Origin of the sequence: Streptomyces sp. NPDC020379, assembly GCF_044387105.1 — a bacterium.
GTDB lineage: Bacteria > Actinomycetota > Actinomycetes > Streptomycetales > Streptomycetaceae > Streptomyces.
On record NZ_JBIRVR010000017.1, the window covers coordinates 49067 to 73470 of the forward strand.

The following is a 24404-nucleotide window of genomic DNA, read 5'->3' on the forward strand; positions in this document are numbered from 1 at the left end:
CCACGGAACTCGGGCGCAGGGCCACCGGCTTTCATCGCACCCAGTATCAAAGGGCCGCCGCACGGCCTGTCAAGGAATCCCCGGGCTCTCCCGCAGGGCGAGAAACGGTCCCGCGCTTTCCGCTTTCCCGCCCCGCGAGAAACGGCATTTCAGAAGCGAGGTTCCACGTTCCCCGTGCTGATTCCGCAAAGAAAAGTTAACTTTGCGGAAACTCAGTACGAGCTGGCGGTCTCCGCCGACCAGGCACCGCGGTCGCCCGCCCGGCCGAAGCCGTCGGCCGCCCTCCTGGTGGCGCGGGCCAGGCCCGGCCAGCACGGGAGGAAGCCCTTGGGCTTGAGCACCGCGACGGCCCCCATGATGAGCCCGTCCCAGCGGACCGGGGCCGCGCAGCCGAGCCACCCGGCCGCGCACTCCTCCATGTCGAGGGCGACGCCCTGACCCCGTACGTCCTCCAGGGACAGCAGGAGTTCGGCGTTGTCGCGGTAGGCCCCCGGGCCCGCGCCCGCGGGGGCCGGCTCCTCCAGGACGGCCTCCTGGATGATCCCGGGGAGGTGGGCGAGCATGGCCCGGCCGGCGGCGCCCGTGCGCAGCGACTGCGAGACCTCCAGGAAGGTCCGGTGGCCGATGCCCAGTTCGGAGAGGTCGGAGTCGCCGACGGCCATGTCCAGGCACTGCTTCCTGGCCCCGCCGAAGGGCGCCAGCGCGAAGAGGAAGACCAGCCCCCCGTCGGTGTCCGCGCGCAGCTCCTCCAGGAGGGCGTGCGCGACCTGGGTGTTGGGGGCGTGGGAGAGCGCCTTCAGCCCGAGCCGGGCGGCGCCGGAGCCGAGCCGGTAGAGGCCGCGGCCCTCGCGGGCGAACGTGCCGTCGTAGACACCGGACTGGAGAATGCGATGGACGGTGGAATCATCCAGTCCGGTTATCTCGGCGAGCTCACCCGGGCCGTGCACCTGCCCCTCGATCTCGGTGAAGGCCCGCTGGACCCGGAAGACCCGGTCGGCATGGGTACTTCCTCCTATAGCGCCGCTCCTGCCCATGAAGTCCACTACCCCCCTGGTTGTCCTCGTACGGTGATCAACCACGGTCAACAGGCTAACCACTCGCGGCCGAAAACCGGGAGGTCACCCCGGCACCAGGAGCAACCGGAACGGGAAACGGAATCTTTGCCTGAGCTGCGGCGATGCGGCGGGTCAGTGCCGCACCAACCGGTCCGCCGAGCGCGCCGCGAAGTACAGCAGGCCGGCGCTCAACAGCGCGGCGACCAGGGCCACATCCCCCACCGTCCCCGCGCCGGGAACGCCCTTCAGGGCCGTCCGCAGGGCGAGCGTCAGCCCGCCGGCCGACACCAGCGGCCCCGCCGCGTACCAGGCGAGGAAGAGAAGCACCCCCGGGTCGCCCACGGGCGTGGGCACGCCGGTGAACATCAGGCCCGTACGGGCCGGGCCGCGGCACGCCGCGAAGACCGCCGCGGCCGCGAACGGCACCGCGCACACCGGCATCAGCAGCAGCGCCCACGGCGCGCCCGCCACGGCGAACGGCACGGCGGCCAGGGCCGCCAGCAGCGCGCCGACGAGGGCCGGGACGACCGTGTGCTGGAGCATCAGCACACGGAAGCGGAAGGGCGACCAGGCGGCGCGTCGCACATCGTCGGTTTCCAGCCGCGCCGGCTCGGCGAGCGCGCCCACGGCGACGTAGCCGAACAGCAGGGCCACGACCAGGCACAGGGTCCCGTGCCCGCCGCCGAGCCGCGTGCCGAGGGCGGCCGCCGCGCCGGCGCAGACCGTCCACATCAGCGCCTTGGCCAGGCGGGCGGGCGCGCGCAGCAGCGCCTGGAGGTCCCGCCAGACGACCACGAGGTACGTCGAGCGCGGCAGCGGCAACCGGATCCGGTGGGTCCGGCCGCTCTCCGTGGCGTCCAGCAGGGCGAGCTTGGCGGCCCTGAGCTCCACCGTCCACATCACCGACGACACGGTCTGCGCCGTCGCGGCCCGGCGGCGCAGCTGGACGGTCGGCACGCGCGCGGCGTCCCGGTGCCCCAGGAAGAGGCCGGCGGCGGTGAGGAGGACGAGCGGGACCAGGGCGTACGGCCGGCCCGGCGCGCTGCCGCCGGTCGCGTCGACCACCGGCTGCGCCGCCCACCCCCACGGCCCCGACCACAGCTCGGCCCGCTCCAGCGGGCCGGCCCGGTGCCCGTACCCCGCCAGCGCCACCTGGGCGGCCAGCAGCATCAGCACCACGACGGCGAACGGCGTGCAGCGGCGCACGGACCGGGCGAGCGCCGCCCGCCGCTCCACCGCCATCCCCGCCGACACGGCCAGCAACGGCAGGCAGACGGCCGCCGGGAGCAGCGCCAGCAGCGCCGTGCCGACCGACGCCAGGCTCATCACGCGGAGCACCACGGCCCCGGCGAGCGCGAGCAGCAGGCCGGGGACGACCGCGAGCCCGGCGGACAGCCAGAACCACGGCCGCAGCACCCTCGCCCGGCGCACGGGCTGCGCGAGCAGCCAGCCCACGGCCGGGCCGGGCACGACGACCGGCCCGCGCCACAGGGCGTCCCGGGCGGCGGCCAGGGCGAGCCCGGCGGTCAGCAGGGTGAACAGCGCGGGCAGGGCGCGCTGCACGTCCGCGCCGAGACCGCTGTAGTCGGCGCCCAGCTGGATCTGCCGCAGGAAGTGGTAGGCGTAGCCGCTGCCGTAGCCGAGGAGCGCGAGGACGATCGTGTAGATGACGACGGCGAGGTCGCGGCCCTTCCGGCGGCGGTGCGCGCGGCGCTTCTCCCGCAGCCAGGCCAGCGTCTCGGCGGTGCGGTCGTCGTCCTCCTCGGTCCAGGTGGGCTCGTCGGTCCGGGCGGGCTCGCCGTCGAGCGGTGTGGTCTCCCGCGCGTTCATCCCCGCAGCCCCAGCTGTCCCAGCACCTCCGCCGGCGGGCCCTCGGCGATCACCCTGCCGTCCTCCAGCGCGACCATCCGGTCCGCGACCGCCTCGGCCAGCTCCGCCTGGTGCGTGGCCAGCAGCACGGCCACGCCGTCCGCCTTCTCGCCGGCCAGCAGCTCCGCGAGCCGGACGCGCGCGTCGGGGTCCAGCCGCTGCTCGGGCTCGTCCAGGACGAGGAGGTCCCGCGGGCGCACGAGCGCGGCCGCGAGCAGCAGCGACTGGAGCTGGCCGGACGACAGGGAGCCGGGCAGCGCCCGCGCGTGGTCGGACAGCCTGCGGTCCGCGAGCACATGGTCGATCCACGCCTGCGCGTCGTCCACGGCGTGGGCGACGGCGACGAGTTCGAGGTGCTCCCGCACCGTCAGATCCGGATAGGTGGCCACCGTGTCACCGACGACCGCGACCCTGGCCCGCACCTCCGGGTCGTCCTCGCTCACCCGGCGCCCGGCGAAGAAGGCCGTGCCGCGGGTGGGGGCGTCCCGGCCGCTCGCGATGCGCAACAGCGTCGACTTGCCCGAGCCGTTGTGCCCGAAGAGGGCCGTGCAGGTGCCCGCCTCCAGATCGAGGTCGAGCGGATGGAGCGCCTGGCGTTCCCCATAGGTGCGGCCGACCCCGCGCAGCCGCAGCAGCGGGGTGCGATCGGCGTGCTCGGCCATCGGACCTCCGTACGTGGTGGGACTCCCGCACGACCTTAACCAAGCGGTCCGGCCGCGCGGACGGCGGCGGGTGCGCCACGATGGCCCCATGAGTGATGCGCCCGCCTTCGGTCCGTCGGACTTCCAGCTGGTCCTGCTGCGGAGGATGGCCGACCACCAGCCCGGCCTGGTCGAGGACGCCCTGCGCGAGCTCGGCACCGACCGGTCCGCGATGCGGGAGGCCAACCGCCGCTGGCAGGCGATGCTGCGCTCACCCCGGCGCCGCGGCGCGGGCGCGCGCTACCGCTCGGTGCTCGGCCCGCCGGAGACGGCCGGCGAGCGGCGCGTCGGCGACCTCACCTTCGAGGCACTGACCTGGCCGGTGCCGCTCTGGCCCGGCCTGCGCTTCGAGGTCCTCTCCGCGCCCGGCGGCGCCGTCTGGAACGAGTGGCTGATCCGCGCGCCCGGCGCGCCCGGGCCGTCGCTGCGCACGGTCCGGGACCTTCTCCCCTGGTCGTGCACGGTGGACGAGGTGGCCCGTGCTTTCGCTCCTGCTCGGCCGATGGAAGGTACGGCGCCTTCGCGGTGGCGGCTGGGGTTCTCGACGGAGGAGGGCGACCATGTCGCGGAGTTCACCTGGGGGTTGTTCCAGAGGCTGATCCGTTAGCGCGGCGGGGTGGCGCCTGCGGCCGCGTCCTCAAACGCCGGACGGGCTGGATATCCAGCCCGTCCGGCGTTTGAGGACAACGCGCGAAGCGTGTTGCTGGGGGTCTGGGGGCTTGCCCCCCACGCGACGGAGCCGCATATCGGATGCAGCCGGGAAGGGGCGGAGGCTGGGGAAAAGCCCGCCGCAGGCGCCACGCACCCGCCACCCCGCCCCGCCTCCTCCTTTAGGCCGAGACGAACTGGCCGTTCAACCGAAGCCACCCCCACCGCCCCCTCCCTACCGTGGCCACATGCCTCGCATCCGCCCCCGCCTCATCGCTCTGGCAGCCCTGGCAGCCCTGGCCATCCTCACGGCCACCAGCTGCTCCCTCGGAAGCGACCGCACGAAAGAAGCCACCGGCACCCCCGCCGCCGCGGAAGAGCCGTCCCGGATCTCCATCCCCGACATCGGCGTGCGGAGCCGACTGCTGCGGCTCGGGCTGAACAGTGACGACACCGTGCAGGTGCCGCCGCCGGAGAAGGGCATGACGGCCGGGTGGTACACAGGCAGCGCCAAGCCCGGCACACCGGGAGCGGCCGTGATCATCGGGCACAACGACACCCGGGACGGCAAGGCCGTCTTCCACGACCTGGGCAAGGTCGGCAAGGGGACCGCCATCGACGTCGAGCGCGGCGACGGCAAGGTGCTGCGGTTCACGGTGACCGGCACGGAGACGGTCGACAAGAGCGCGTTCCCGACACGGAAGGTCTACGGCAGCACCTCGGACCGGGTGCTGCGGCTGGTGACATGCGCGGGCGACCTCGACGCGCAGGGGCACCCCGTACGGAACCTGATCGTCTACGCGTCGCTCCGGACCTGACACCAGGGGCCGGAGGCACACCGCCCCCGGCCCCCCGGATCAGACGAGCTCGGCGGTCAGGGTGATCGTCGTGCCGGCGAGCGCCTGGCTGACCGGGCAGTTCTTCTTGGCGTCCTCGGCGGCCGCGGCGAAGGCGGCCTCGTCCAGACCCGGCACCTCGGCGCGGACGGTGAGGTGGATGCCGGTGATGCCCTCGCCGGGCTGGAAGGTGACGTCCGCCTTGGTCTCCAGGCGGGTGGGCGGCGTGCCCGCGCCGGTCAGGCCGTGCGACAGGGCCATCGAGTAGCAGCTGGAGTGGGCACCCGCGATCAGCTCCTCGGGGCTCGTCTTGCCGTTGGCCTGCTCGGCGCGCGAGGGCCAGGACACCGGCTGGCTGCCGATGCCGGACGAGTCGAAGGTGACGGTGCCGCTGCCCTTGAGCAGTTCGCCTTCCCAGACGGTGTGCGCGGTGCGGGTCGTAGCCACGATGTCGTTCCTCCACGGAAGCAAATGGGTCATATGAAGATCGGGGGCGGTCCCCCGATCGCACCGATCATCGGCCGGTCGGTGCTCCCGGCCCGGTTCCGACACGCTCCCCGCCCGGCCCCGGGCCGAGGTCCGCGGGCGAGGGCAGGTTCCATGCGACGAGGGCGGGGCGCCCGTGCTCGGTGCCGATGCGGCTGACAGTAGCGGTGTCCAGCCGGAAGAGGGCACCCGCGGTGGGCGGCAGGCCGAGCCTACGGGCGGTCAGCACGCGCAGGAAGTGCGCGTGCGCGACCAGCGCGACGTCACCGCCGTCCGCCTCGGCCAGCAGCGGGGCGACGCGGGCCAGCACCCGGTCGGCGCGGGCCCCGACCTGTCCGGCTGTCTCCCCCGGGTGCCCGGGGGCGCCGGCCGGGACGCCGTCGTCCCAGAGGTACCACTCGGGGCGCGTGCGGTGGATCTCGTCGGTGCTGATGCCCTCGTAGCCGCCGTAGTCCCATTCGTGCAGGTCGGGGTCGATCTCCGGGTCGAGCCCCGCGAGCTCGGCGGTCCGCACCGCCCGCTTGAGCGGGCTGGCCAGCACCGCGGCGATGCGCCGCCCGGCCAGCAGCGGACGCAGCGCCTCCGCCTGGCGCTCGCCGTGCTCGGTGAGCGGGATGTCCGTAAGCCCGGTGTGCCGCCCGGAGCGGCTCCACTCGGTCTCGCCGTGCCGGACCAGCAGGAGCTCACTCACCGGCCTGCCGCTCCCCGCCCTGCTCGGCCTGCGCCTTGGCCACCGACGCCCGTACCTCGTCCATGTCCAGGGCGCGGGCCTGGCCGATGACGTCCTCCAGCGCCGCCTCGGGCAGCGCGCCGGGCTGGGCGAAGACGGCGATGTTGTCCCGGACGATCATCAGGGTCGGGATCGACCGGATCTCGAACGCGGCGGCCAGCTCGGGCTGGGCCTCGGTGTCGACCTTCGCGAAGACCAGGTCGTCGTGGCGCTCGGCCGCGCCTTCGTAGACGGGGGCGAAGTTCCGGCACGGGCCGCACCACTCCGCCCAGAAGTCGATGAGCACGAATCCGTTGCCGGAGACGATCTCGTCGAAGTTGTCCTTGGTGAGCTCCACCGTGCTGCTGGTCATGCGTGAACTACCTGCTTCCGGTTCTCGTGGTCGAGTGCCCCGGCAGCGCCAACCAGACGGTGCCGCGAGCTATTCCCCCGTACCCGTGAAGTGGGCCTTCACCCGGGTGAGGCGGTGGGACGCATCCCACAAGAACGTCGAACGCGTCACGGCCGGTGCGGTTCCGGACAGGACCGTTCCGAGCCCGTCAAGGATGCGCATTGTTCACCCAGGGGCGAGCGCTTGTTCACCCAGAGTTCTCTGTGGTCCGTGTTCCCCCGTCTCCCGGGGGGACACGGCGAGACCCGCCCACCACTCGACAGAGAGCAGTGACGCCATGGACTCCTACCGGCACCTCGCGGCACACCTGGGGCTCGACCTCGTCGCCGTCTGCCTGCTCACCTTCGCGGTCTACTACCCGCGCCACCGGCGCCGCGACCTGGTGCCGGCCTATCTCGCCCTGAACGTCGCGCTGTTCACGGTCGTCGCCGCACTCGCCGAGGTGGGCGGCACCGGCGGCACGGCGCTCGGCTTCGGCCTGTTCGGCGTGCTGTCGATCATCAGGCTCCGCTCCGACTCGGTGCAGCACGAGGAGGTCGCGTACTACTTCACGACGCTCGTCCTCGGGCTGATCTGCGGCCTGCCGCACCTGGCCTTCGGCCTGACCGCCGGGCTCAGCGCCCTGCTGCTGCTCGTGATCTACGTCGCCGACCACCCCCGGCTGCTCGCCCGCTCCCGCCGCACGATCGTCACCCTCGACGCCGTCCACAGCGACCCCGCCGCCCTCCGCGCCGACCTCGCCCGGCGCCTCGGCGAGCCCCTCAACTGGACCGTCATGGAAGTGGACTTCGTACGCGACCTGACCGTCGTCGACGTCCGCTACCGCGAGCCCGAGCACAGCGCGGGCGCCCGCCTGGCCGCGCCCGCCGAGCCGGCCCGCGGCACGGCGCCCGCCTGGGAGTCGGTGTGAGCACCACGGCCGTACGGGCCATCACCGAGGCCGCCCACGCCACCACGCCCATCTCGCTCGCGGAGGTCAACGAGCGGTCCGCGCTGCTCGCGCGCTTCGACCGCAGCTATCTCGTGCCCGCGCCGGTCTTCCTGCGGATGGCCGGACGGCTGACCGACCCCCGGCGGCCCGGCGGCCCGTTCCGGGCCCTCGCCATCGACGGCAGGCGCGCCTTCGGCTACCACTCCGTCTACTACGACACCCCCGGCCTGCGGTCCTTCCACGACCACCGCCAGGGCCGGCGGCTGCGCTTCAAGATCCGCGAGCGGGTGTACGAGGACACCGGGGAGCGGCAGTTCGAGATCAAGCTCAAGGGCCGCCGCGGCGACACCGTCAAACACCGCCGCCCGCTCACCGGCGCCGGCACCCCGCTCGACGCCCGCTGCCGGGACTTCCTCGCCGAGACGCTGCGCACCTCGTACGGCATCGAGCCGCCCGACGGGCTCGGCCCCTCCCTCAGCACGGACTATCTGCGCGCCACCTTCGTCGCCGACGGCGAGCGCATCACCTGCGACGCGGGGCTGACCTGTGGCGACCTGCGCGCGGGCCGAACGGTGCGGTGCGCGGCGGGACTTGTCCTGGTGGAGACCAAGACGACGGGCCATCTGACCGAGGCGGACCGGCTGTTGCACGAGTACGGCATACGTCCGGCCGTCTTCACCAAATACTGCAGCTCGTTCGCGTGGCTGCGCCCCGCCCTCCCGGCCAACCGCTGGCGGCGCGGCGCCCGCCGCGCGTTCGGCGCGGACTGAGGGAGCGGTCGCCGGACGGGACCACCGGCCCGTCCGGCACGCGCACGGCTACGGCCTCAGCCCCGGCGCCGCCGGAAGATGCGCTTCGCGGCGTAGATGATGCCGACGATCAGCAGCACCAGGAAGACGATGATCAGAATCCCCACGATCAGCAGGAACTTGCCGAGCTTCGCGAAGAAGCCCTTCTTCTTTTTCTTCTTCTCGTGCTTCGAGGCGAGCTCGACGGTCACCGGGGCGGCGGCGGTCGTCCGGGACGCGCCGTCCTGAGGCACCGCGGACGCGTCGGTGGGCGCCGCGGCCGCGGCCGGCCGGATCGCGGTGGCCGCCGCGGCCGGGAGCGCCGCCGTGGCCGTCAGGCCCATGACGGCCATCGCGACGACCAAGGCGCCGACTATCGAGCGTGCGATCCGGTGCATCATCTTCGTTTCTGTCCTTACGGTCCGTAGACGGTCTCGACCTGCGCGTTTCCATGGCCACGACATCCGCCGCGGCACAGGCCGGAGGAGAGTACCCACGCCCCGGCCGAGGATCAAGGCGAGCGTGGCCCGATCCTCGCGCCCGCAACACACTTTAGAGGTTGCGCAACTGGGGAAGTTTCATGGAGTCCGTCACGTCGAGGCAACCGGGGGACGCCCATGGACAGTCTGGCCCACCTGAGGGCGGAGGACACACCCGACTTCGAACGCGTTGTCCAACAGGCGCTGCACTTCCCCGAGATCAGGGAGGCCGTGCGCGGCAGCGCGCCGGTCAGCGCCGAGCAGCTGCGCACGAGGGCGCTCCGGGCCCGCGCGGAGATCGCGGCCACGGCGGCCGACGAGTACCGCGCCTATCTCCGCACGCGCACCAGCTCCACGCCCCAGGAGCCGCCCGCGCCGGACAGGCGCTCGCCGCAGGGGTTCGGCGGCGGGGTGGCCGGGGCGCTGGGCGTGCTCGTGCCGACGCTGGCGGGGGTGGCCGCCGCGGCCTTCCTGCTGCTCGGCTACGGCCTGCGGCTGACCGGCACCCAGGAGCACCTGGCGGACGGCCTGGTGACCTCGGGCTGGACGACCGCCCTGGTCGCGGCGGCGGCCGCGGCCCTCGCGGTGACGGCGCTGCTCGTCACGGCGGCACGGCAGCGGCCCGCCCCGGAGGAGGAGGACGCCCCCGAGGCGGAGACGGAGGTCACGCGCTCCCGTGCGGCCTGGCAGCAGGCCCTGTTGGAGCGCGGCGTGCTGCCCTTCCTCCACTCGGAGCTCCAGGAATCCCACCATTCGCCGTGACCCACCGGGATCCGGCCGCCTACCGCAGGGCGACGCCCTTCGCCCCCTCGCCCGGCAGCGCCTCCCCCGGGCACCCGCTGAGCACCTTCCGCATCGCGTCCCCTTCCTCGGAGGTCACCCACAGCCCGTACGCCTTCTTCACCGCCACCTGCCGTGCCACGTACGCGCACTGGAACTTCTTGTTGGCGGGCAGCCAGGCGGCCGCGTCCTTGTCGCCCTTGCCCATGTTCGCCGGGCCGTCGGCGGACACCAGGTTGAGGGGGTCGTTCGCGAGCGCCTCACGCTTCGCCTGCGGGAGCTTCTGCGCCCCCGTCCGCCACGCGTTCGACAGGGCGACGATGTGGTCGATCTGCACCGCCGACGACGTCTTCCGGCCGCGCTCGAAGCGGATCTTCCCGCCGGTGTACGGGTCCGCCAGCGTGCCGGCGTCTATGACGCACTTCGAGCCGTCCTTGAACTTCTTGTCCGTCAGATCGCGGGCGAGTATGTCGTTGCGGGTGTCACAGGAGTTCCCCGCGCCGGGGGCGGAGGTCCTGTCCGACCAGGCGGGGCCGAACTTGGCCTCCCGGTCGTATCCCGACGTGGACGCCGCCTTCTTCACCGGCAGCTCCGCGAGGGCCGCCTGCGCGCTGCCCGGCTCACCCCCGCCGCTCTTGCTGTCGTGGGCCTCGTCCCCGGACGAGGAGCAGCCGGCCAGGGCGGCGGTCAGCAGGACGGCGGCGAGCGCTGTACGGGTGGTGCGGGGGTTCACGGGGGACCGGCCTCGTTTCGGTTCGGAGCACATACGGGGGCCGGGCCGGGAGCACTCCCGGCCCGGCCCCCGTAAATGATCACTCAGGGACCGTCAGATCCCCGTACCGGGTCACACCCGCACACATCCGCCCCTGGACACCCGTTCCCGTGATCCGGCTCACAGGAATGCTCGCGGTCCACCGGGGAAAACAGCACGAGGCCCCGCCCGGATCCTTCCGACGCTGTTGGTTAATTCGGGGTTGGCGCTACTCGGCCCCGCTGGGCATCGGCTCGGCGGGGTCGAGTGCTGCGAAGTGGCTGGTGCGCGTGGAGGCTCGTGGTGTGTCGGTGAGGTGAGCGTCGATGCGGGCGAGATTGATCGCGGCGCTAATGAGCTGGTGCTGGAGACTGGCTTGGGCAGACCCCGGTAGCGGGATCTGCGAAGTCCGCAGCGGTTCACGCCTTGGGAGAAGGTGCCTTCGACCCCGGCACGGATCTTGTAGCGCTCCTTCCACTCTTCGGTCTGCTGCAGGGCGCGGGCCTGCTGGAGTTCCTGGTGGGCCTGTTGAGGCCGCAGGGTGATGGCCCGGCCCTTGGCCTTCAGGGCCGGGACGCAGTCGTGCACGACGGGACACAGCCGGCAGTCACGCACGCGGAACTGGGCCCGGACCACCGCGAGACCGTGCTGGGAACGGTCTTCCCGCCAGATGGTGCTGGTGCGCCCGTTGGGGCAGGTCACACGCTGGTTGTCCCAGTCGACGGTGAAGGCGTCCTGCTCGTAGGCGGCTCTTGTTCGGGCCTGCGAACTGGTCACCGACTTGAGCGGTCCGTGCAGTGCGACGCCGTGATCACGGGCGTCCGTCATGGCTGCGGCGTTGGCGTATCCGGTGTCGACCCAGTGCTCGCGCGGAAGCAGGCCCCGCTCGGCCAAACCTCCGTGGACGACTGCCGCCATGCGGTCATCGGAGACGGTGGCGGCGGTGGTGACCACGTTCGTGATCAGGTTCGGGACGTCGGGCTCGCAAGTCTCGGTGACATGGACCTTGTAACCGTGCCAGAGGGTGTCGCGTTTGACGCTGCCACGCGCTTCGATGTCATAGGGAGTGACCAGGCGCATCGCGCCTGGCGGCCGGTCTTTTGGGCCCCGGCGCATCACCTCGCCGTCGACCAGGTGGAAGTCCTGAACCCACATCCCCCGCAGGATCTCGACCTCAGGCAGATCCCGCAGATCTCTGGGCGCCGATGAGAGAACGGCCTCAAGCAGCCGCGTCCCGTCCCTGCCGATTCGCAGGCCCACCTCGTTCCGCTTCGTGCGGGCCTGGGGAAACCGGGAGTCCTCGGCCCTCGTCGAGTAGTGCTTGAACCAGTCCGGCTCAGCGATGTCAGCCAGCCAGTCGGGGGCCGCCTTGGCCAGCGCGTTCAATGCTGACCGCAGTGTCTCTGCGACCTTCTCCAGCCAGCACAGCTCACGGACCGCGGACAGCACGTGCGTGGAGTCGGTGCGGGCCCGGCCCGCGCTCTTGAGCAGCCGTTTCTCCCGAGCCGCGCTCAGGATGCCATCCAGAACCCGCCGCCCGGCCTCAGCCTCGATCAGACGGTCCCGGAACTCCGACAGGACCGAGAAATCGAAGCCCGGATCACCCAGTTCGAGCCCGTGAAGTCGGCCCGGAGCGCGGTCCCGGCCTTTCGGCCGGGCCGTTTCTCCGGGCCGCTTCCCGCACCCGCCGTGCGCCTCTCCAACGCAACGGGCGCTCCACAAGTCCCGTGAGACTGTTGAGTGCTGCCCTCATCCGGTGATCGGCCATGGGGAGGGGATGACTGATCCGCGATAGCGATAGCGCGTGGTGTGCACTCTCGCCGGGCTGAACAGTTCCCGTTCCTCGCTGGCCGGCCACCAGCCTCCGCCGCAGTACCGGCGGCGCAACTGCCTCCAGTTCATCCGAGGGTGTTTGCGTCGCAGCCACCAGATGACCCGGCCCCAGACATACGAGCTCAGGTATTGGAAGACGGCGCTGGACACTCCCGGCCGGAAGTAGGCGCACCAGCCCCGCAGCATCCGATTGAGACAGATGAGCAGGGTGTCGAAGGGCACGTCCGTGCCTGTTCTGCGGCACTGCGTCTTGACCTTGGCCATCACGGCCGCAAGGGCCTTGCGGGCCGGGTAGGTATAGACGTAGTGCTTGTTGGCGCCTCGCTTTCGGTGGCGCTGGATGCGCCAGCCGAGGAAATCAAGGCCCTCGTCGATGTGGGTGACCAGCGTCTTCTCCGGCGACAGGCGCAAACCCATCGTGAAGAGGACGTGGGCAGCCTCTTCCTTGAGCGCCTCTGCGTCGGCCTTGGTGCCCGACACGACCAGACACCAGTCGTCGGCGTAACGGATCAGCCGGTAGTTCGGCAGTCCGCGACGGCGGCGTTTCTGGCGGTCGTTGAAGGTGCTCGCCGGACCTCCCGGGCCCCGGGCGATGTGCTCGTCCAGGACGGAGAGGGCCACGTTGCTGAGCAACGGGGAGAGGATTGACCCTTGCGGGGTTCCGGCGCTGGTCTCCCTGAAGGCCCGGTCCTCGCCGAGGATTCCGGACTTCAAGAATGCCTTCACCAGGGCCAGGACGCGTTTGTCCCCGACGCGAGCGCGCACCCGGTCCATCAGGGCGGCGTGCGAGATCTCGTCGAAGCAGGCTTTGATGTCGCCCTCCACGATCCACTCGTAGGAGTGGGAGGTGAAGTGGCGGACCTCGGCCACCGCGTCATGGGCCCGGTGGTTCGGGCGGAACCCGTAGGAACACGGGAAAAAGTCCGCTTCGAACACCGGCTCCAGCACCAGCTTCAGGGACGCCTGCACCACCCGGTCGGTCACGGTCGCGATCCCCAGACGGCGCTTCTTGCCGCCTGGTTTGGGGATCAGCCGTTCCCGGACCGGGAGTGGGCAGAAACTGCGGTCCTTGATCGAGCTCCGCAGTCCGCCGAGGAAGTTCTCGACGCCCCGCACGGTCTCCACGTAGTAGGCGGTCTCGCCGTCCACTCCGGCCGTGCGGGCTCCCTTGTTGCCCCGCACCCGAGCCCACGCGACCAACAGGAACGCGGGGTCGGCAACGAGGTTGAACAGATCACTGAATCTGCGATGAGGGTCCTCGCGGGCCCATCGGTGCAGCTTCGTCTGGATCTCCAGTACCCGGCGTTCCGCCCTGGTCAGGGCGTACTCCAACTCGTCGGTATTCACCAACGACCCTCCTGGTCTTCCGGTCCTTCGGCTGCTGACTTGCTGTCCCCGCAGGGTAGGCCGCCGGCGAGGTGTCCGCTGATGCGGACCCTTTTCCGACGGCCCCCCACCGAACCGGGCATGCGACTTATCACCGCACCCGGCTCTCCAGCGTCGATCCCATCGAGTCCTGCCGAACGGAAAGTCCGCTATGGATTCCGCTGTGACAGTCACGGCAGACGATCAGGGTCTTGCGGCGGCGTGATGCCATCTGCTTTGCCCAGTCAGGCTGTTGAGCCTGGCTCCCGGGGCGGAGGTCACTCAGACGCCGAATGTGGTGCACTTCGACTTCTGTTTGCGCCTTGCAGAGTTCACAACGGCCGGACATGAGCCGGTCGATGAGTTCTGCGGGACGCTTCCTCCATACCACCGGAAGCTCGTCTTTGAGAGTTACCCTCGTGGTCCTTCGTGCCAGCGAGACTCCGCCCCAACGGGCGACCAGCGGCTTCTTTCCTTTACCGCGTTCGACTTTGACCTGGAGGCCCTTTCGGGGGCCAGCAGGTGTCTGCCAGGTGGCGCGGTAGCGATTCCAGACCTTGTTGACGCTGATCTTGTTCTTATGTCCCAGCGTCTTGGTCAGGGAGCGTTCCGTGATCCACCTCAGCAGGCCGAGGCGGTGCCGGTTGTAGGCCAGTTGGTAATACTCCGCGAGGCCCCGGAACTCTGACTGGAACCGCGTGACGATCCGGAAGTCCGAGTCGTGCACGCGCTCCAGCAGGGCGGCCGGTTTACCGCGGCGCATGTAAGGTCTGCATTTTCCGCGCACGACGTCCATTGGCACTTTCAGGCCGATCTGCCCGTTGATAGAGCGATGACCGTTCCGATCGCGCTTGGCACCGTCGTGCAGGACCACGATTTCGTAGCCGAGGAAGCGAGCGGCCTGTGTCCGCCCGTGGGTAATCAAGGTCTTCGGCTCGGAGAGTTCCAGCTTCAACCGGTTCCGCAGGAACTTTCCGATCTTCTCCTTGATGTACTCGGCTTCCCGTCGCGTCCCGGAGAACCCCAGCAGCCAATCGTCCGCGTAACGGACGTAGTGCAGCCGCCGGAAGCCCGGATCATTGGGGTCGTGGGAGGGGAGCCGTTGCAGTTGACGGCGCAACTGCCGTGCTTCCTCCCGCTGTCCGCGCTTCTCCAGTTTCCAGGCGGCCTTGTGTATCCGCATATACGGCAGATACGGCTTGCGGCGGGCCCCCTGGTTGAAGACGGGTAAGAGTGTTGTCTCGACGTACTTGTCCAACCGATCCAGGTAGATATTGGAGAGCAAGGGGCTCAGAACACCCCCTTGCGGCGCACCACTCAGTGTTTCGTGGTAATGCCATTCCTCCAGATATCCGGCCTGGAGAAGTCCGTCGATCAGCCGCAGGAAGCGACTGTCATGAATGCCCTCGGCCAGGATGGAGTGCAAGACTCCGTGATCCAGCCGGTCGAAACACTGGGAGATGTCTCCCTCGACGAACCAGGTGACACTACGCCACGTCTCAGATACTTCCGTGAGCGCAGTGTGGCACCCCTTTCCTGGCCTGAAGCCGTGAGAGCGGTCGGAGAACTGCGGCTCGTAATACGCTTCCAGCAGGGAGCGAATCACTTCTTGCAGCAGCTTGTCCGACCACGAAGGCAGACCTAGAGGCCGACGCTTCGTGGGAGATCCCTTCTTGTCGATGTATACGCGTCGCACCGGGGTCCATCGGTATCGCTCATACCGCAGCGCATCGATGATCGCCTGAATCTTCTTCAGACTCATGCCATCCACGGTCTCCTGGGTGGAGCCGGGTGTCATAGAGCCGTCATTGCGGTAGATCTCCCCGTAGGCCCGCAAGTACAGCTCCGGGTTGAACAAATGCCGATACAGCCTCTCCAGTGGCAATCCTCTCTTGCTGCGTTCATGGATGATCTCCATCAGGGCTTCGGCTCTCTGCATTACGCGTACCTTGCCTCTCCGGATATCGTGGACACCTGTGCCACTTGGCCCTGTAAGCGGCTCTCCCGCTCTCCCTGGTGGGGCGTAACTCCCACGACTACTACTGGCACTCCGTCACCGTAGGGCTCGCGCCCCTTAGGTGATCCCGAATTCCTCTTGCATTGGACGTATCGAGCGTGACGTAGGCGGCCTGTCCGTTCCCTTAAGTGAGCTCGTTGCCCACCGTCCACCAGCCGGAAGGGTTGGGGCGAAGCAAAGGGGATTCGCCTGATGCTGATGGCTCCGCTCCGGGCGTTGTATGTCGGAGGATGCACATTTCCATCCCTGGGAACTTGGCTTCAAACAGTCTGGTCTTCGCCATATCACACGGACTTTGCGCGGCAGCGCTATAAACGCCTTCACAACGCTCCACGCTTTCCCGCCATGCTGTTGTCCCCTCGCGCTTTCGCGTCCAGGTAAGGCGGGTAGTCCAGAGGCTTCTCCTTCCGAACCTCTACTCTCTGAGAGAGTGATCCAACGCCGAGTTAGACGGCGCAACTTCGCCATGTACGCGCCTCTCGCGCGCTCGGACTACTACGAGGACTCCGCCACGATCCGCTGCCGTCAGCCGACGACGGGCCTGCCCTCCACCCAGTTGGATGCCGGGACTTGGGCGGCATCGGACCGCCTCCCACGTTCACCGCTATCCGGTTGTCGAGTGAGCCGCCCAGTTGTACCCCGGCAGCATCGCCATGCCTACGCCGCAGACCTTCAACATGGTCTCCGCACCAGCGCACTTCACCAGTGACGGAGTCGCGACCACCGCCATTAGGCAGTCGCGCACACTGCACCCGGCCCAGATCCACCAGATTCGAGCCGGTTCAAGTGTTACGAGGCTTCGGGCACTGGTTCCTCTCGTACGGCTTCTCGTCTCGCTTGCCGGGCCCGTACTGTCTGGCAGTACCAGTACGTCCCGTCGTTGTCAGGGCTGCTTACCGCCCTCCCGCGCGTCTCCGCGGTCAGGCTGCCCTCAGCTTCGCCAGCCTGCTGCGACAGACCAGCGGCAGGGGTCTTTCACCCCCACCCGGAAATAGCGGCGCCTCGTGGCGCACGAGCGCGTACTTGAAGTCGATCCTCGCCCGCACCGCCTCCGCAGCCTGCCGGTCGGTCAGCCCCTCCACGAACTGCAATACCAGCACGAGTGCCAGCCGGCCCGGCGACCAGGCAGGTTTTCCCCGCGTCGGGAACAGATCCGCGAACTGCGCGTCGGTGAACAGCACCCCCAACTCGTCCCGGACCCGGATCGCCAGGCTCCCTTTCGGGAACGCGGCCCGCGCCACCCGCACTGTCTCCGTCGGGATCTCGCCCGGCCCGTTCGGCTGCATCGACACCCGCACCCACCCCAAACGACAACGTCGGCCTTCAAGACCACAACCGGGTCTTGAAGGCCGACGTCACGCGCACCCCCGAGTTCCCCAACAGCGTCGGGAAAACCGGGCGGGGCCTCGTAAGACCAGGTCTCAACGTTTCTGCACCTGAGCCGCAAAGTGGGGCGGGTGGGACTCGAACCCACGGCCGACGGATTATGAGTCCCGAAGAGATCGTCCAGGACGATCAACTCTGCCCCCGCCTGTCCTTAAGCGCCTGGTCAGCGACTTCCCGCAGTCCAACTGAGTGAGCCTCGATGGGCTCGGATAGCGTTCGTCCGAGCCCATCCGCTCACGCATTGCTCACGCATCGACGGGGCAGCAGAGGGTCATCTCAATATGGCGTTCACAGCTATGTACCTGACCACACGCCAGCAGGAACATGGCTCTCTATAGATTCACAGGGGGATACGGTCCCTGGGCCGCAAAGCCTTGCAGCCTCACCAGCCCCTGGTCCGAGGACGCGTAGAGCATGTCTCCCTTGGGCAAGAGCCGCTCAGCGCCGGCGGCGTCCAGGACCACACGACTGTCCATCGCACTTCGGACCATGAGCGACAACCGAGCAAAGTTTGCCTTCATGACGCCTGGTACAACATCGACGCTTGGGCGCTGAGTTGCCGCGATCAAGTGACCACCCACGGCGCGCGCACGCTGCACAAACCGCGTGACAAGCGTCTCGAACCGGCGGCGATCAGAGGTCGAGAGCGCGATCTCTGAAAATTCGTCAATGACGATGATCAGCGGCCTGAGAGGTGACGGCTCCCCACGTTGCGCCGCGTCCTCGGCAAGGGCCACAACGTCCGTGATGTTCTTGGGCTCAGTTCGGGACAGAGCAGCATCGGCGTAGAGATTGAACGTCTCGACCCGCTCCGGAAGACGCCGCTCGACCACATCCCCCAGTAGGTCCAGCGCGCCATCAGCGCCGAGATGGTAATCGGAACTCTCCCTGATTTGAGGGGCTCGAGCAAGGTCCCGAAAATCACCCATCCCCTTCGCGTCAATCAGGATAAGGTCCAATGCATCTGCAGGATACAGTCGCGTCACCTGCCACAGCACCGACCGCAGCATAGTGCTCTTACCACTGCCCGTCGTCCCACCGATTAGCAGGTGAGGCAGCTCTTGGAGCGGCACCCAAAATGGTTGGAATTCATAGTCTGTCCCCAAAGCGATTGATACAGAAAACCCCTGCGGCAACTCGAGCTCGGAAACGTCTGCAATCACGCGCTGGCTCCGCGGAATCTCCAGAACCGCATATCGAGCACGGCCGGGGAGGTTATCCACCCGAATACTGGGTACCCCCAAGTCGCGGGCCAGGTCCATCTCCTGATTTGCGAGAACCGAGAGGCGAGCCCCCGGCTCCAACTCAAACGGAACACGAAGGACCGACGGCCCCGCAGTGATGTCAGATTCCTCCAGCCGGCGAAGTGGGACGCTTCTGGCACGGAGCGCACCAACTACTTGCCTAGCCAGTTCAATCTGCGCCTGGCCCCCAACGAAGTCTCGATCAGCGCGCTGAGGACTCTCATCAGCAGTTTGGAGGCCATCGTCAGCAGCACTGACAGATTCGTCGCAGCCGTCTGCCATCGGAGAAGGCACATCCTGCTCAGCAGATTGGCGCTTGGACGAGAATTCCTCCGCTAGCGCCGGCAGCAGATCCCCGAGACTAGCCGGAACGATTGCGTGATCACGGCCGTGGCGTAGAGCACTGCGCAACCAATCACCCCCGAGGACCTTGAGCGGCAGCCCAGCGGGACCGATCTGCTCCGGGTAATCAGTCTGTGGGGCATCGATCCCGACGAGTACCACCTCACCCTCAACGATGACTGATGGCGAATCACCGTCGAGCCGGAAGAGCCTGTTGAGGCGATCCAGACGTTTCTTGTACTCCGCCCAGTTCGTAACCCGCGTTTCCTCCCACTGCTGCAAGGCTTCCAGGAACACTTGCCGCTTAAGGATCTCCCTGCGACTCGCAGCGAATCGATCCTTGCCTTCCCCTTGGAATACGCTCGACAGCACTTCCATCATGTCAAGCACCTGCTCAGATGCCTCGTACACGTGCGACGGGATGTTGCCATCCTCCAGGGGATCACGCGTCGATTTGACCTCAATCACCTTGACGCACGGACCTTCATCGGTCCACCGCAGTTGCAGCAGGTCGGCACGCCTATTGCTCTTCCGGCGCTGAAGCCATTTCCTCGCAGCATCGGTGTCAAGACTCATAACCAGACTGTCTTCATCCTTCTGCAGCTCTGCCAGGACTGCAGCTACTCCGATCTTCCCGAGGATCGCGTCGTCACCTAGGGGCTTCTTTGCACCAAAGAAGCTCAGAAGACCCTCTGGAAGAGCGCGCCGGACAGTATTGGCCAAGAACGTTAGGAGGCTCTCTGGCTCTGGATCCAGCCAACTGTTGCCCTGCATCGTCCTAAGCGGAGGCTCGACGAGCAATTGCAGTTCTCGACAATACACGTAAGCCGTGTGCGCCCCAGAGCCGATACGCCCCACCAAATGGAGGCGAGCAGTATCTTCCGGTTCACCATCCACTTGGCCATTAGGTTCCATGTTTGGGGCATCGATGTACTCGGGGGCTGCCAGCGCACTGGTGGATTCCACTAGAACCAACCAACTAGCCGTTTGCCCGAGCGCCCAGAGCCGCGCACTCTCGTCACCGGAAAGAAGGGGACTCCGGTCCAGTTCGGCTGGCTCCGCGCTAGCCAGTTCCCCCTGCCGGTTCAGCAGAGCGGCCAGGCGGCCCGAGGCAGAGGGCTTAATAACTGTCGTTCGGTTATAGGAAACAAACAGCCACTCTGTGACCACGCTTCCCTGTTGCTCAGACTCGAGCAAGCTGCCAAATCCTGGAGTTCCGCCATCAGAAACATCAAATAGAAAGGCTAGATGAGGAGCGCCGCCGACTCGAAGGGCCTCTTCGTCTGGGCTTCCATCGTGTACTTCCACCACGACCCGGCTGCGCTCGTCATGAGAGCCGGCGACAGAGGCAAGTTGTGTGCGCATTTCACTCACTCCACGCGCACTGAACACACGCAGCACAATTCGCTCTGCTGAACAAGACCGCGGGTCTTGGAGCTGATCAAGTAGGCGACGAGCGACGGCTGGTGTTGGTTCCACCAAAATGACACTCAAGCTCAACTGAGCATAGGGATGCGCCACGAGAAAACGATCGATCACCTGCCGCAGAATCTGCGTTGTCTCGGGCGTGCCAGAAGCCAACCGGCGCTCACCATAAACCGGCTCCCCAGAGGTCGAAACGCCCGAGAAGGCCAAAGCCTCGGGGTTCTTGCCGACTACGATGCCCAGTGAAGGAGCTGCAGGGTCCAGGTTCGCAGAAACTGTGTCAATGAACTCTCGATCGAGTTGCTCATCCGACTGCATTTCCCGGAACATCTTTGCTGCCCTGACTCGTGGCTCGAGGACAACTGGATGCGTCGGCAGAAGCCGCGCCCGAATCCCTGCCGAGTCCTTCTCCACAACTACGTCGACAAGGGTAAGACTATCGGCCATGCGCTTTACGTAAGTGGTAAGTTCCCTCGGCAACTCGGAGCGCATATCCTTGAGCGCATCCCACAGGTGTTCCCAAGCTCGGATCAGTTCATCTGCCTGCGAGCGGAGTGTGTCCGAGGCGAGGAATAGACGAACACCCTGAGCTGTAAAGCCCTTGGCGTAAGGCGCAAGTTCGCCACGCCCATCCACGAGGCGGTCGAATGCGTCGAGTGCACGCCGCCCGGCAGCCGGCGCATCATCGGCAAGATCCGCCAGTTGTTGGCGAATGTCAGCGAGGGAGCGCCACTCCGTGGCCGTTCCAAAACTGGCTGTACTGCCGCCAGCCTTAGAGCGGTAGAAATCCGTGTGCCAGTCGGTGTCCGGATCCGTATAGCCATGAGGCTCGAAAAGTGTGCCTTCAAGGCCGGTATCATTCGAGGGCTCGGCACCGCCGAGGGTGGGGTCGTTCAGGATCTGCTCAGTGCTGGGAACATCCCACTCGATCGCCTCGCCATTTACCTCTAGCGGCCCGTTGCCACTATGATCACGCAACGCTTCAAGCAGATCCTCCTCTGCGACTTGTTGATCCGCAATAAGATCGAGGATGTCCGGTTGCTGCTCTTCGATAGGTTCGCCATCATCGCCCTGTGCAGCCGGCCGTACCTGAGCTGCCCGCATAGCGGCAATGACGTCGTCCAGAATCAGACCCTGCAACAGTTCACGCCTACCGGAGCGACCAAACTCGCGTAGCTTGACGTATTCCGGGGTGGAATTAGCGATGAACCGCTGCAGCGTCACCGGATCTGCCGCGCGAATTTCATCCACAGTCTGTTCATTGAGCTGCAGGCGCGCAGCGGTGATCTTCTGCGCCGTTCGTTGGTCGGGGAGAAGGCCGAGCTTCCAAAGCTGGGCCCTCGAATAGTCCCCGCTACCTGGCTGAAGCGGAGTGAGCGCAAGGCAATAGTCAGCAACGAACTCCAATGGGATGTTGCGTCCGCGGAGAGCGTTCAGGAGATCCACTACGTGATCACTAACGTCCCGTGCCTCGGTAGCCGCCAGAGAGTCGAACAGAGAATTTCTGACGTCGTCTGCCGACACGATAGAAATGTTCGCAAGCCCGTGGGCCCTGTTTCGATGGAGATCGCCGACGATCAGAATCGGTGTCTTACCGTCGTTCCTCCACTGAATAGCTTGCGTCACGCGGCACGTCACACCTTCACTCTCGTCAAGAGTGCTGGTCAGGTCTGCCACTCGAAGTTGAGGGAATTCCTGGATGAGAGTATCGACGACACTGCGCAGCGGCATCGCGGCAACAAGTTGCGGAAGTCTTAGATAGCCGACCTCAGAGCGGAACTTCTTCCCCACAACCTCACACATTGCCTGGGTGAGAAGTTCTTCTGAATTCACAGCCGCACCTTTCGCCATCACGCTGTCACCGAGTTTTCCAAATCCGGAGAGGATTGAGGACCTCAACTGTATTGTCACTGTATGCGCGAGCTAGGCCGACTCTGTTCAGGAGCGCAGCCAAGGCTTCTCGGTTTTCTTCAAGGTCTGCCTCGGTCGCCCGGGGAACCATGGAACGCGTCTGCGGACCAGGTCCCACCAGAATCCCAAATTTCCTGTGGAGACGATCGAGCCACACATCGTATGACACATGGGTCTCGTCTTCTTCAGTTGCAGCCAATACGAGAGTCGTAACCAGAGGAGCTTCGATACAGAACCGTTTTACAGTGGTTCCTGCTCGTGGAGCCAGGAACCCGCAGCGCCGGGCATTGTGCTCAAACCATTGGGAGTAGCTCTGGGCCATGGTGGCCCGCAACAGGTCCAAAAGTACTAGGGCCGCCGGCCCGCTCAGGTCCTCACCAACCCGAGATTCCTCGGCTACGAACCTACCCAGCACGTCCGGTGTCTTGGCTACGAGTTTCCTGCTCCGCTCCTGACGCTTCTCCTTCGCCCCGCGGGTATAAGGGATTGTCGATGTGAGGAAGTCCTCTACGACTTTTCTATCCGTTACCGCCGGGCCAAGAACGTCGGATACGGTGACCTGTAGTTTGGAGGCAATCCAGCGGTCCATAACCGAATGAAGAACGGGCACTGAACCACGTGCAGAAGCGTCACGCACCGTATCAGCATCTGACGAGACTGACGCGAGCATAGGAGTCAGCTCTCCAGAAAACTGGAGACTGGGTACCTGCGCATACGTCAATATGCACGCAAACTCCGCCGCATTTGCAAGCACCTTGAGGGCATCAAGGCTGTCTGCCGCGACTGACCCAAGGCGCACGGCGCGTTTGAGCAATAGACCTAGATCTCTGGCCAGGTTCTCGGTCTGTGAATCGGACACCCACGGGACCGGAGACCGTTCAGCTACTGAAAAGCTCTCACCGTCCACCTCCCCAAGGAGGGCAGATTGGACAGCCCAATACGGATTGGGCTGCGGCTCACAGAGGCGCCTCGCGAGCCCAAGGACATCTTCCTGTCCATCTGCATGTTCAAGCAGCAAGGATGCACACAGTCTCCCCATGCCGGCTCCGGTTGGGTCATTCGTAATGAATCCCGGGTGCGCCACTTGATACGACTGCTGAGACGGGAAAACAGCACCGTCGGTCGCCAGCAGTTCTCGGAGGACGTTTCTTACCGTTTCCAACCGCTCCGCGTCAGCAGGTAGTTGCAGTGGAATCGCGGCTCTTTTTACAGAAGCCTTGAGTTTCTCGGAGCCAACGGCCCAGGTTCCAGAGCGTTTCGCAACCAATTCGTTCGCGATCTTGGGAGCCCTCGGCCCCGTCAGGCACTGCGCTAGAAAGCCGTTCAGCACGTGCACCGGGTCAGCACTCGTGGTAGCAGTACTGAACATAAGTGTCGAAGTGACGTTCTCCTCGAACCACTTTGTGAGGTCCAGCCCGCCTACGAACGTCACTCGGCCACCTCGAATGTTGGACGAATACCACCACGAACGATAATCTTCACCATGGCCCCTGAGTCATGATCGACGGCCACGATCTCAGGATCGGTTTCTGGCTTAACAGGAGCCTGCCCGAGAAACAGATCTAGAGCTAGATCCAAAGCTTCCTGCGTCCGATCTGAATGGACGGTTCGGGGTTGGCGCAATTGGATCCAAGTTTGGTAGTCGATTCCAAACACTGCCCCCTTCCCCTTACTCCAGGACAGTTCAAGCTTCGTGGGAGAAAACCCTGATCCTTCCAAGTCGCGGCCTTCGTGCCGATAGGGAAGGTGCACGTCTAGCGACGTTGTGCTAATCGACTCGCTCGCAGCTAGGAGCGCCGCCCGCTTAACAGCCGTGAGACGATGGTGGCGACTCAAGTAAAGGCGCTTTCCTTCAGTTACCCGCAGGCGATAGCGATTTATCTCAGTAACGATTTTCTGCACAACACGCTGAGGCTCCGACCTCGCCTGAGTGAGCAGTTCTACATAGTCGGGAATCCTCGACTGTCGGTCAACCATGGATTTAACGTCGAGGTCAGGCGCGAGGAAGAACCAAGCCCTCTTAGCGGACTCGAAAGCTCGGAGTGAAGCGGTGCTACCGGGCTCGCGACGATGAATACCATTCGGGTTGAGTAGTGGGGCTTCGCTTGGTACTCGTGCCCCCTCATTGTCACCAAGCCAAAGATGGTTATCCACTGAGGCGTGTGCCCAATGAACTGGATCGAACTCGCGCGCCATGGCCCGCCCCAGGGGCGTCCGCACGTCGAAAATTCGCGACCACCACCACCCGGAAAGTTGATCAACTGCTTTTGCTCGGGGTGGGCATTCCCAGCCGAAGAAGAGGTCAACAAGAAATACCCAGAGCTGACGGGCAGTTAGGCGCATCCCCGAGTGGCCCAGCAGACTCAGGAGTGTCGTGATCCTTTCAGCCGCATGTGGCGATGCTGCAAGCAAGTCACGACCGACAGTACGAGGGCA

General features: G+C 66.6%; 18 protein-coding genes and 2 pseudogenes. 5 read left to right on the forward strand and 15 right to left on the reverse strand.

What is annotated here, in order from left to right:
• Window positions 1-212: 212 nt before the first annotated feature.
• From ACH427_RS21995 to ACH427_RS22005, 3 genes are all read right to left on the reverse strand, one after another.
• Window positions 213-1034 carry an IclR family transcriptional regulator gene (locus ACH427_RS21995; protein WP_398871584.1) on the reverse strand — a complete coding sequence of 274 codons (822 nt, stop codon included), beginning with the start codon at window positions 1032-1034 and terminating at the stop codon, window positions 213-215.
• A 153-nt stretch (window positions 1035-1187) separates the two neighbouring features.
• Window positions 1188-2885 carry a hypothetical protein gene (locus tag ACH427_RS22000; RefSeq protein ID WP_398871587.1) on the reverse strand — a complete coding sequence of 566 codons (1698 nt, stop codon included), beginning with the start codon at window positions 2883-2885 and terminating at the stop codon, window positions 1188-1190.
• On the reverse strand, window positions 2882-3586 hold the full coding sequence (locus tag ACH427_RS22005; RefSeq protein WP_398871590.1) for an ABC transporter ATP-binding protein: 705 nt from the start codon (window positions 3584-3586) through the stop codon (window positions 2882-2884). Before ACH427_RS22005 ends, ACH427_RS22000 begins: the two co-directional genes overlap by 4 nt.
• 88 nt (window positions 3587-3674) lie before the next feature.
• Between ACH427_RS22005 and ACH427_RS22010 the strand changes: the two genes are divergently transcribed.
• Window positions 3675-4232: a hypothetical protein gene (locus ACH427_RS22010; protein ID WP_398871593.1), complete on the forward strand. Its 558-nt coding sequence runs from the start codon at window positions 3675-3677 to the stop codon at window positions 4230-4232.
• A 289-nt stretch (window positions 4233-4521) separates the two neighbouring features.
• Window positions 4522-5091, forward strand: coding sequence for a class F sortase (locus ACH427_RS22015; protein ID WP_398871595.1), 570 nt, complete (start codon window positions 4522-4524; stop codon window positions 5089-5091).
• Between the two features lie 39 nt (window positions 5092-5130).
• Here the strand turns inward: ACH427_RS22015 and ACH427_RS22020 are convergent, their stop codons facing one another.
• The 3 genes from ACH427_RS22020 to trxA all read right to left on the reverse strand — a co-directional run bounded on the left by ACH427_RS22020 (window position 5131) and on the right by trxA (window position 6677).
• The gene (locus tag ACH427_RS22020) at window positions 5131-5556 is read right to left on the reverse strand and encodes an OsmC family peroxiredoxin (protein WP_398871597.1); all 426 of its coding nucleotides are present in this window, start codon (window positions 5554-5556) and stop codon (window positions 5131-5133) included.
• 67 nt (window positions 5557-5623) lie between these two features.
• The gene (locus ACH427_RS22025; protein WP_398871600.1) at window positions 5624-6286 is read right to left on the reverse strand and encodes a histidine phosphatase family protein; all 663 of its coding nucleotides are present in this window, start codon (window positions 6284-6286) and stop codon (window positions 5624-5626) included.
• Complete coding sequence (gene trxA, locus ACH427_RS22030) at window positions 6279-6677, reverse strand: thioredoxin (protein WP_398871602.1); 399 nt, start codon at window positions 6675-6677, stop codon at window positions 6279-6281. The genes ACH427_RS22025 and trxA overlap by 8 nt, the downstream gene beginning before the upstream one ends.
• Window positions 6678-6993: 316 nt before the next feature.
• Here trxA and ACH427_RS22035 point away from each other — a divergent pair, with 316 nt between their 5' ends.
• Entirely contained in the window at window positions 6994-7626 is a 633-nt protein-coding gene (locus ACH427_RS22035; RefSeq protein WP_398871604.1) for a DUF4956 domain-containing protein, read from the forward strand.
• Window positions 7623-8417: a polyphosphate polymerase domain-containing protein gene (locus ACH427_RS22040; protein WP_398871607.1), complete on the forward strand. Its 795-nt coding sequence runs from the start codon at window positions 7623-7625 to the stop codon at window positions 8415-8417. Before ACH427_RS22035 ends, ACH427_RS22040 begins: the two co-directional genes overlap by 4 nt.
• 56 nt (window positions 8418-8473) lie before the next feature.
• Here the strand turns inward: ACH427_RS22040 and ACH427_RS22045 are convergent, their stop codons facing one another.
• Window positions 8474-8836: a hypothetical protein gene (locus ACH427_RS22045; RefSeq protein ID WP_398871610.1), complete on the reverse strand. Its 363-nt coding sequence runs from the start codon at window positions 8834-8836 to the stop codon at window positions 8474-8476.
• Between the two features lie 216 nt (window positions 8837-9052).
• On the opposite strand from ACH427_RS22045, the gene ACH427_RS22050 reads away from it, so the two are divergent.
• A complete protein-coding gene (locus tag ACH427_RS22050) occupies window positions 9053-9676 on the forward strand; it encodes a hypothetical protein (protein ID WP_398871612.1) in 624 nt (207 codons plus the stop codon).
• A 19-nt stretch (window positions 9677-9695) separates the two neighbouring features.
• Here ACH427_RS22050 and ACH427_RS22055 read toward each other — a convergent pair whose 3' ends face one another.
• The 8 genes and pseudogenes from ACH427_RS22055 to ACH427_RS22090 form a co-directional block, all read right to left on the reverse strand.
• Window positions 9696-10427 carry an HNH endonuclease family protein gene (locus tag ACH427_RS22055; RefSeq protein WP_398871614.1) on the reverse strand — a complete coding sequence of 244 codons (732 nt, stop codon included), beginning with the start codon at window positions 10425-10427 and terminating at the stop codon, window positions 9696-9698.
• Window positions 10428-10674: 247 nt separating this feature from the next.
• Window positions 10675-12062, reverse strand: a pseudogene (locus ACH427_RS22060) (transposase); the annotation flags it as partial.
• Window positions 12063-12194: 132 nt separating this feature from the next.
• Window positions 12195-13625, reverse strand: coding sequence for a group II intron reverse transcriptase/maturase (gene ltrA / locus ACH427_RS22065; RefSeq protein ID WP_398871767.1), 1431 nt, complete (start codon window positions 13623-13625; stop codon window positions 12195-12197).
• 130 nt (window positions 13626-13755) lie between these two features.
• A complete protein-coding gene (locus ACH427_RS22070) occupies window positions 13756-15582 on the reverse strand; it encodes a reverse transcriptase domain-containing protein (RefSeq protein WP_398871616.1) in 1827 nt (608 codons plus the stop codon).
• Between the two features lie 1091 nt (window positions 15583-16673).
• Window positions 16674-16952: pseudogene (locus ACH427_RS22075) on the reverse strand (transposase); the annotation flags it as partial.
• A 426-nt stretch (window positions 16953-17378) separates the two neighbouring features.
• Window positions 17379-21890, reverse strand: a complete 4512-nt coding sequence (locus ACH427_RS22080) for a DNA translocase FtsK (RefSeq protein ID WP_398871618.1) — start codon at window positions 21888-21890, stop codon at window positions 17379-17381.
• Between the two features lie 25 nt (window positions 21891-21915).
• Complete coding sequence (locus tag ACH427_RS22085) at window positions 21916-23400, reverse strand: hypothetical protein (RefSeq protein WP_398871620.1); 1485 nt, start codon at window positions 23398-23400, stop codon at window positions 21916-21918.
• Window positions 23397-24380, reverse strand: coding sequence for a hypothetical protein (locus ACH427_RS22090; protein WP_398871622.1), 984 nt, complete (start codon window positions 24378-24380; stop codon window positions 23397-23399). Before ACH427_RS22090 ends, ACH427_RS22085 begins: the two co-directional genes overlap by 4 nt.
• Window positions 24381-24404: the final 24 nt, after the last annotated feature.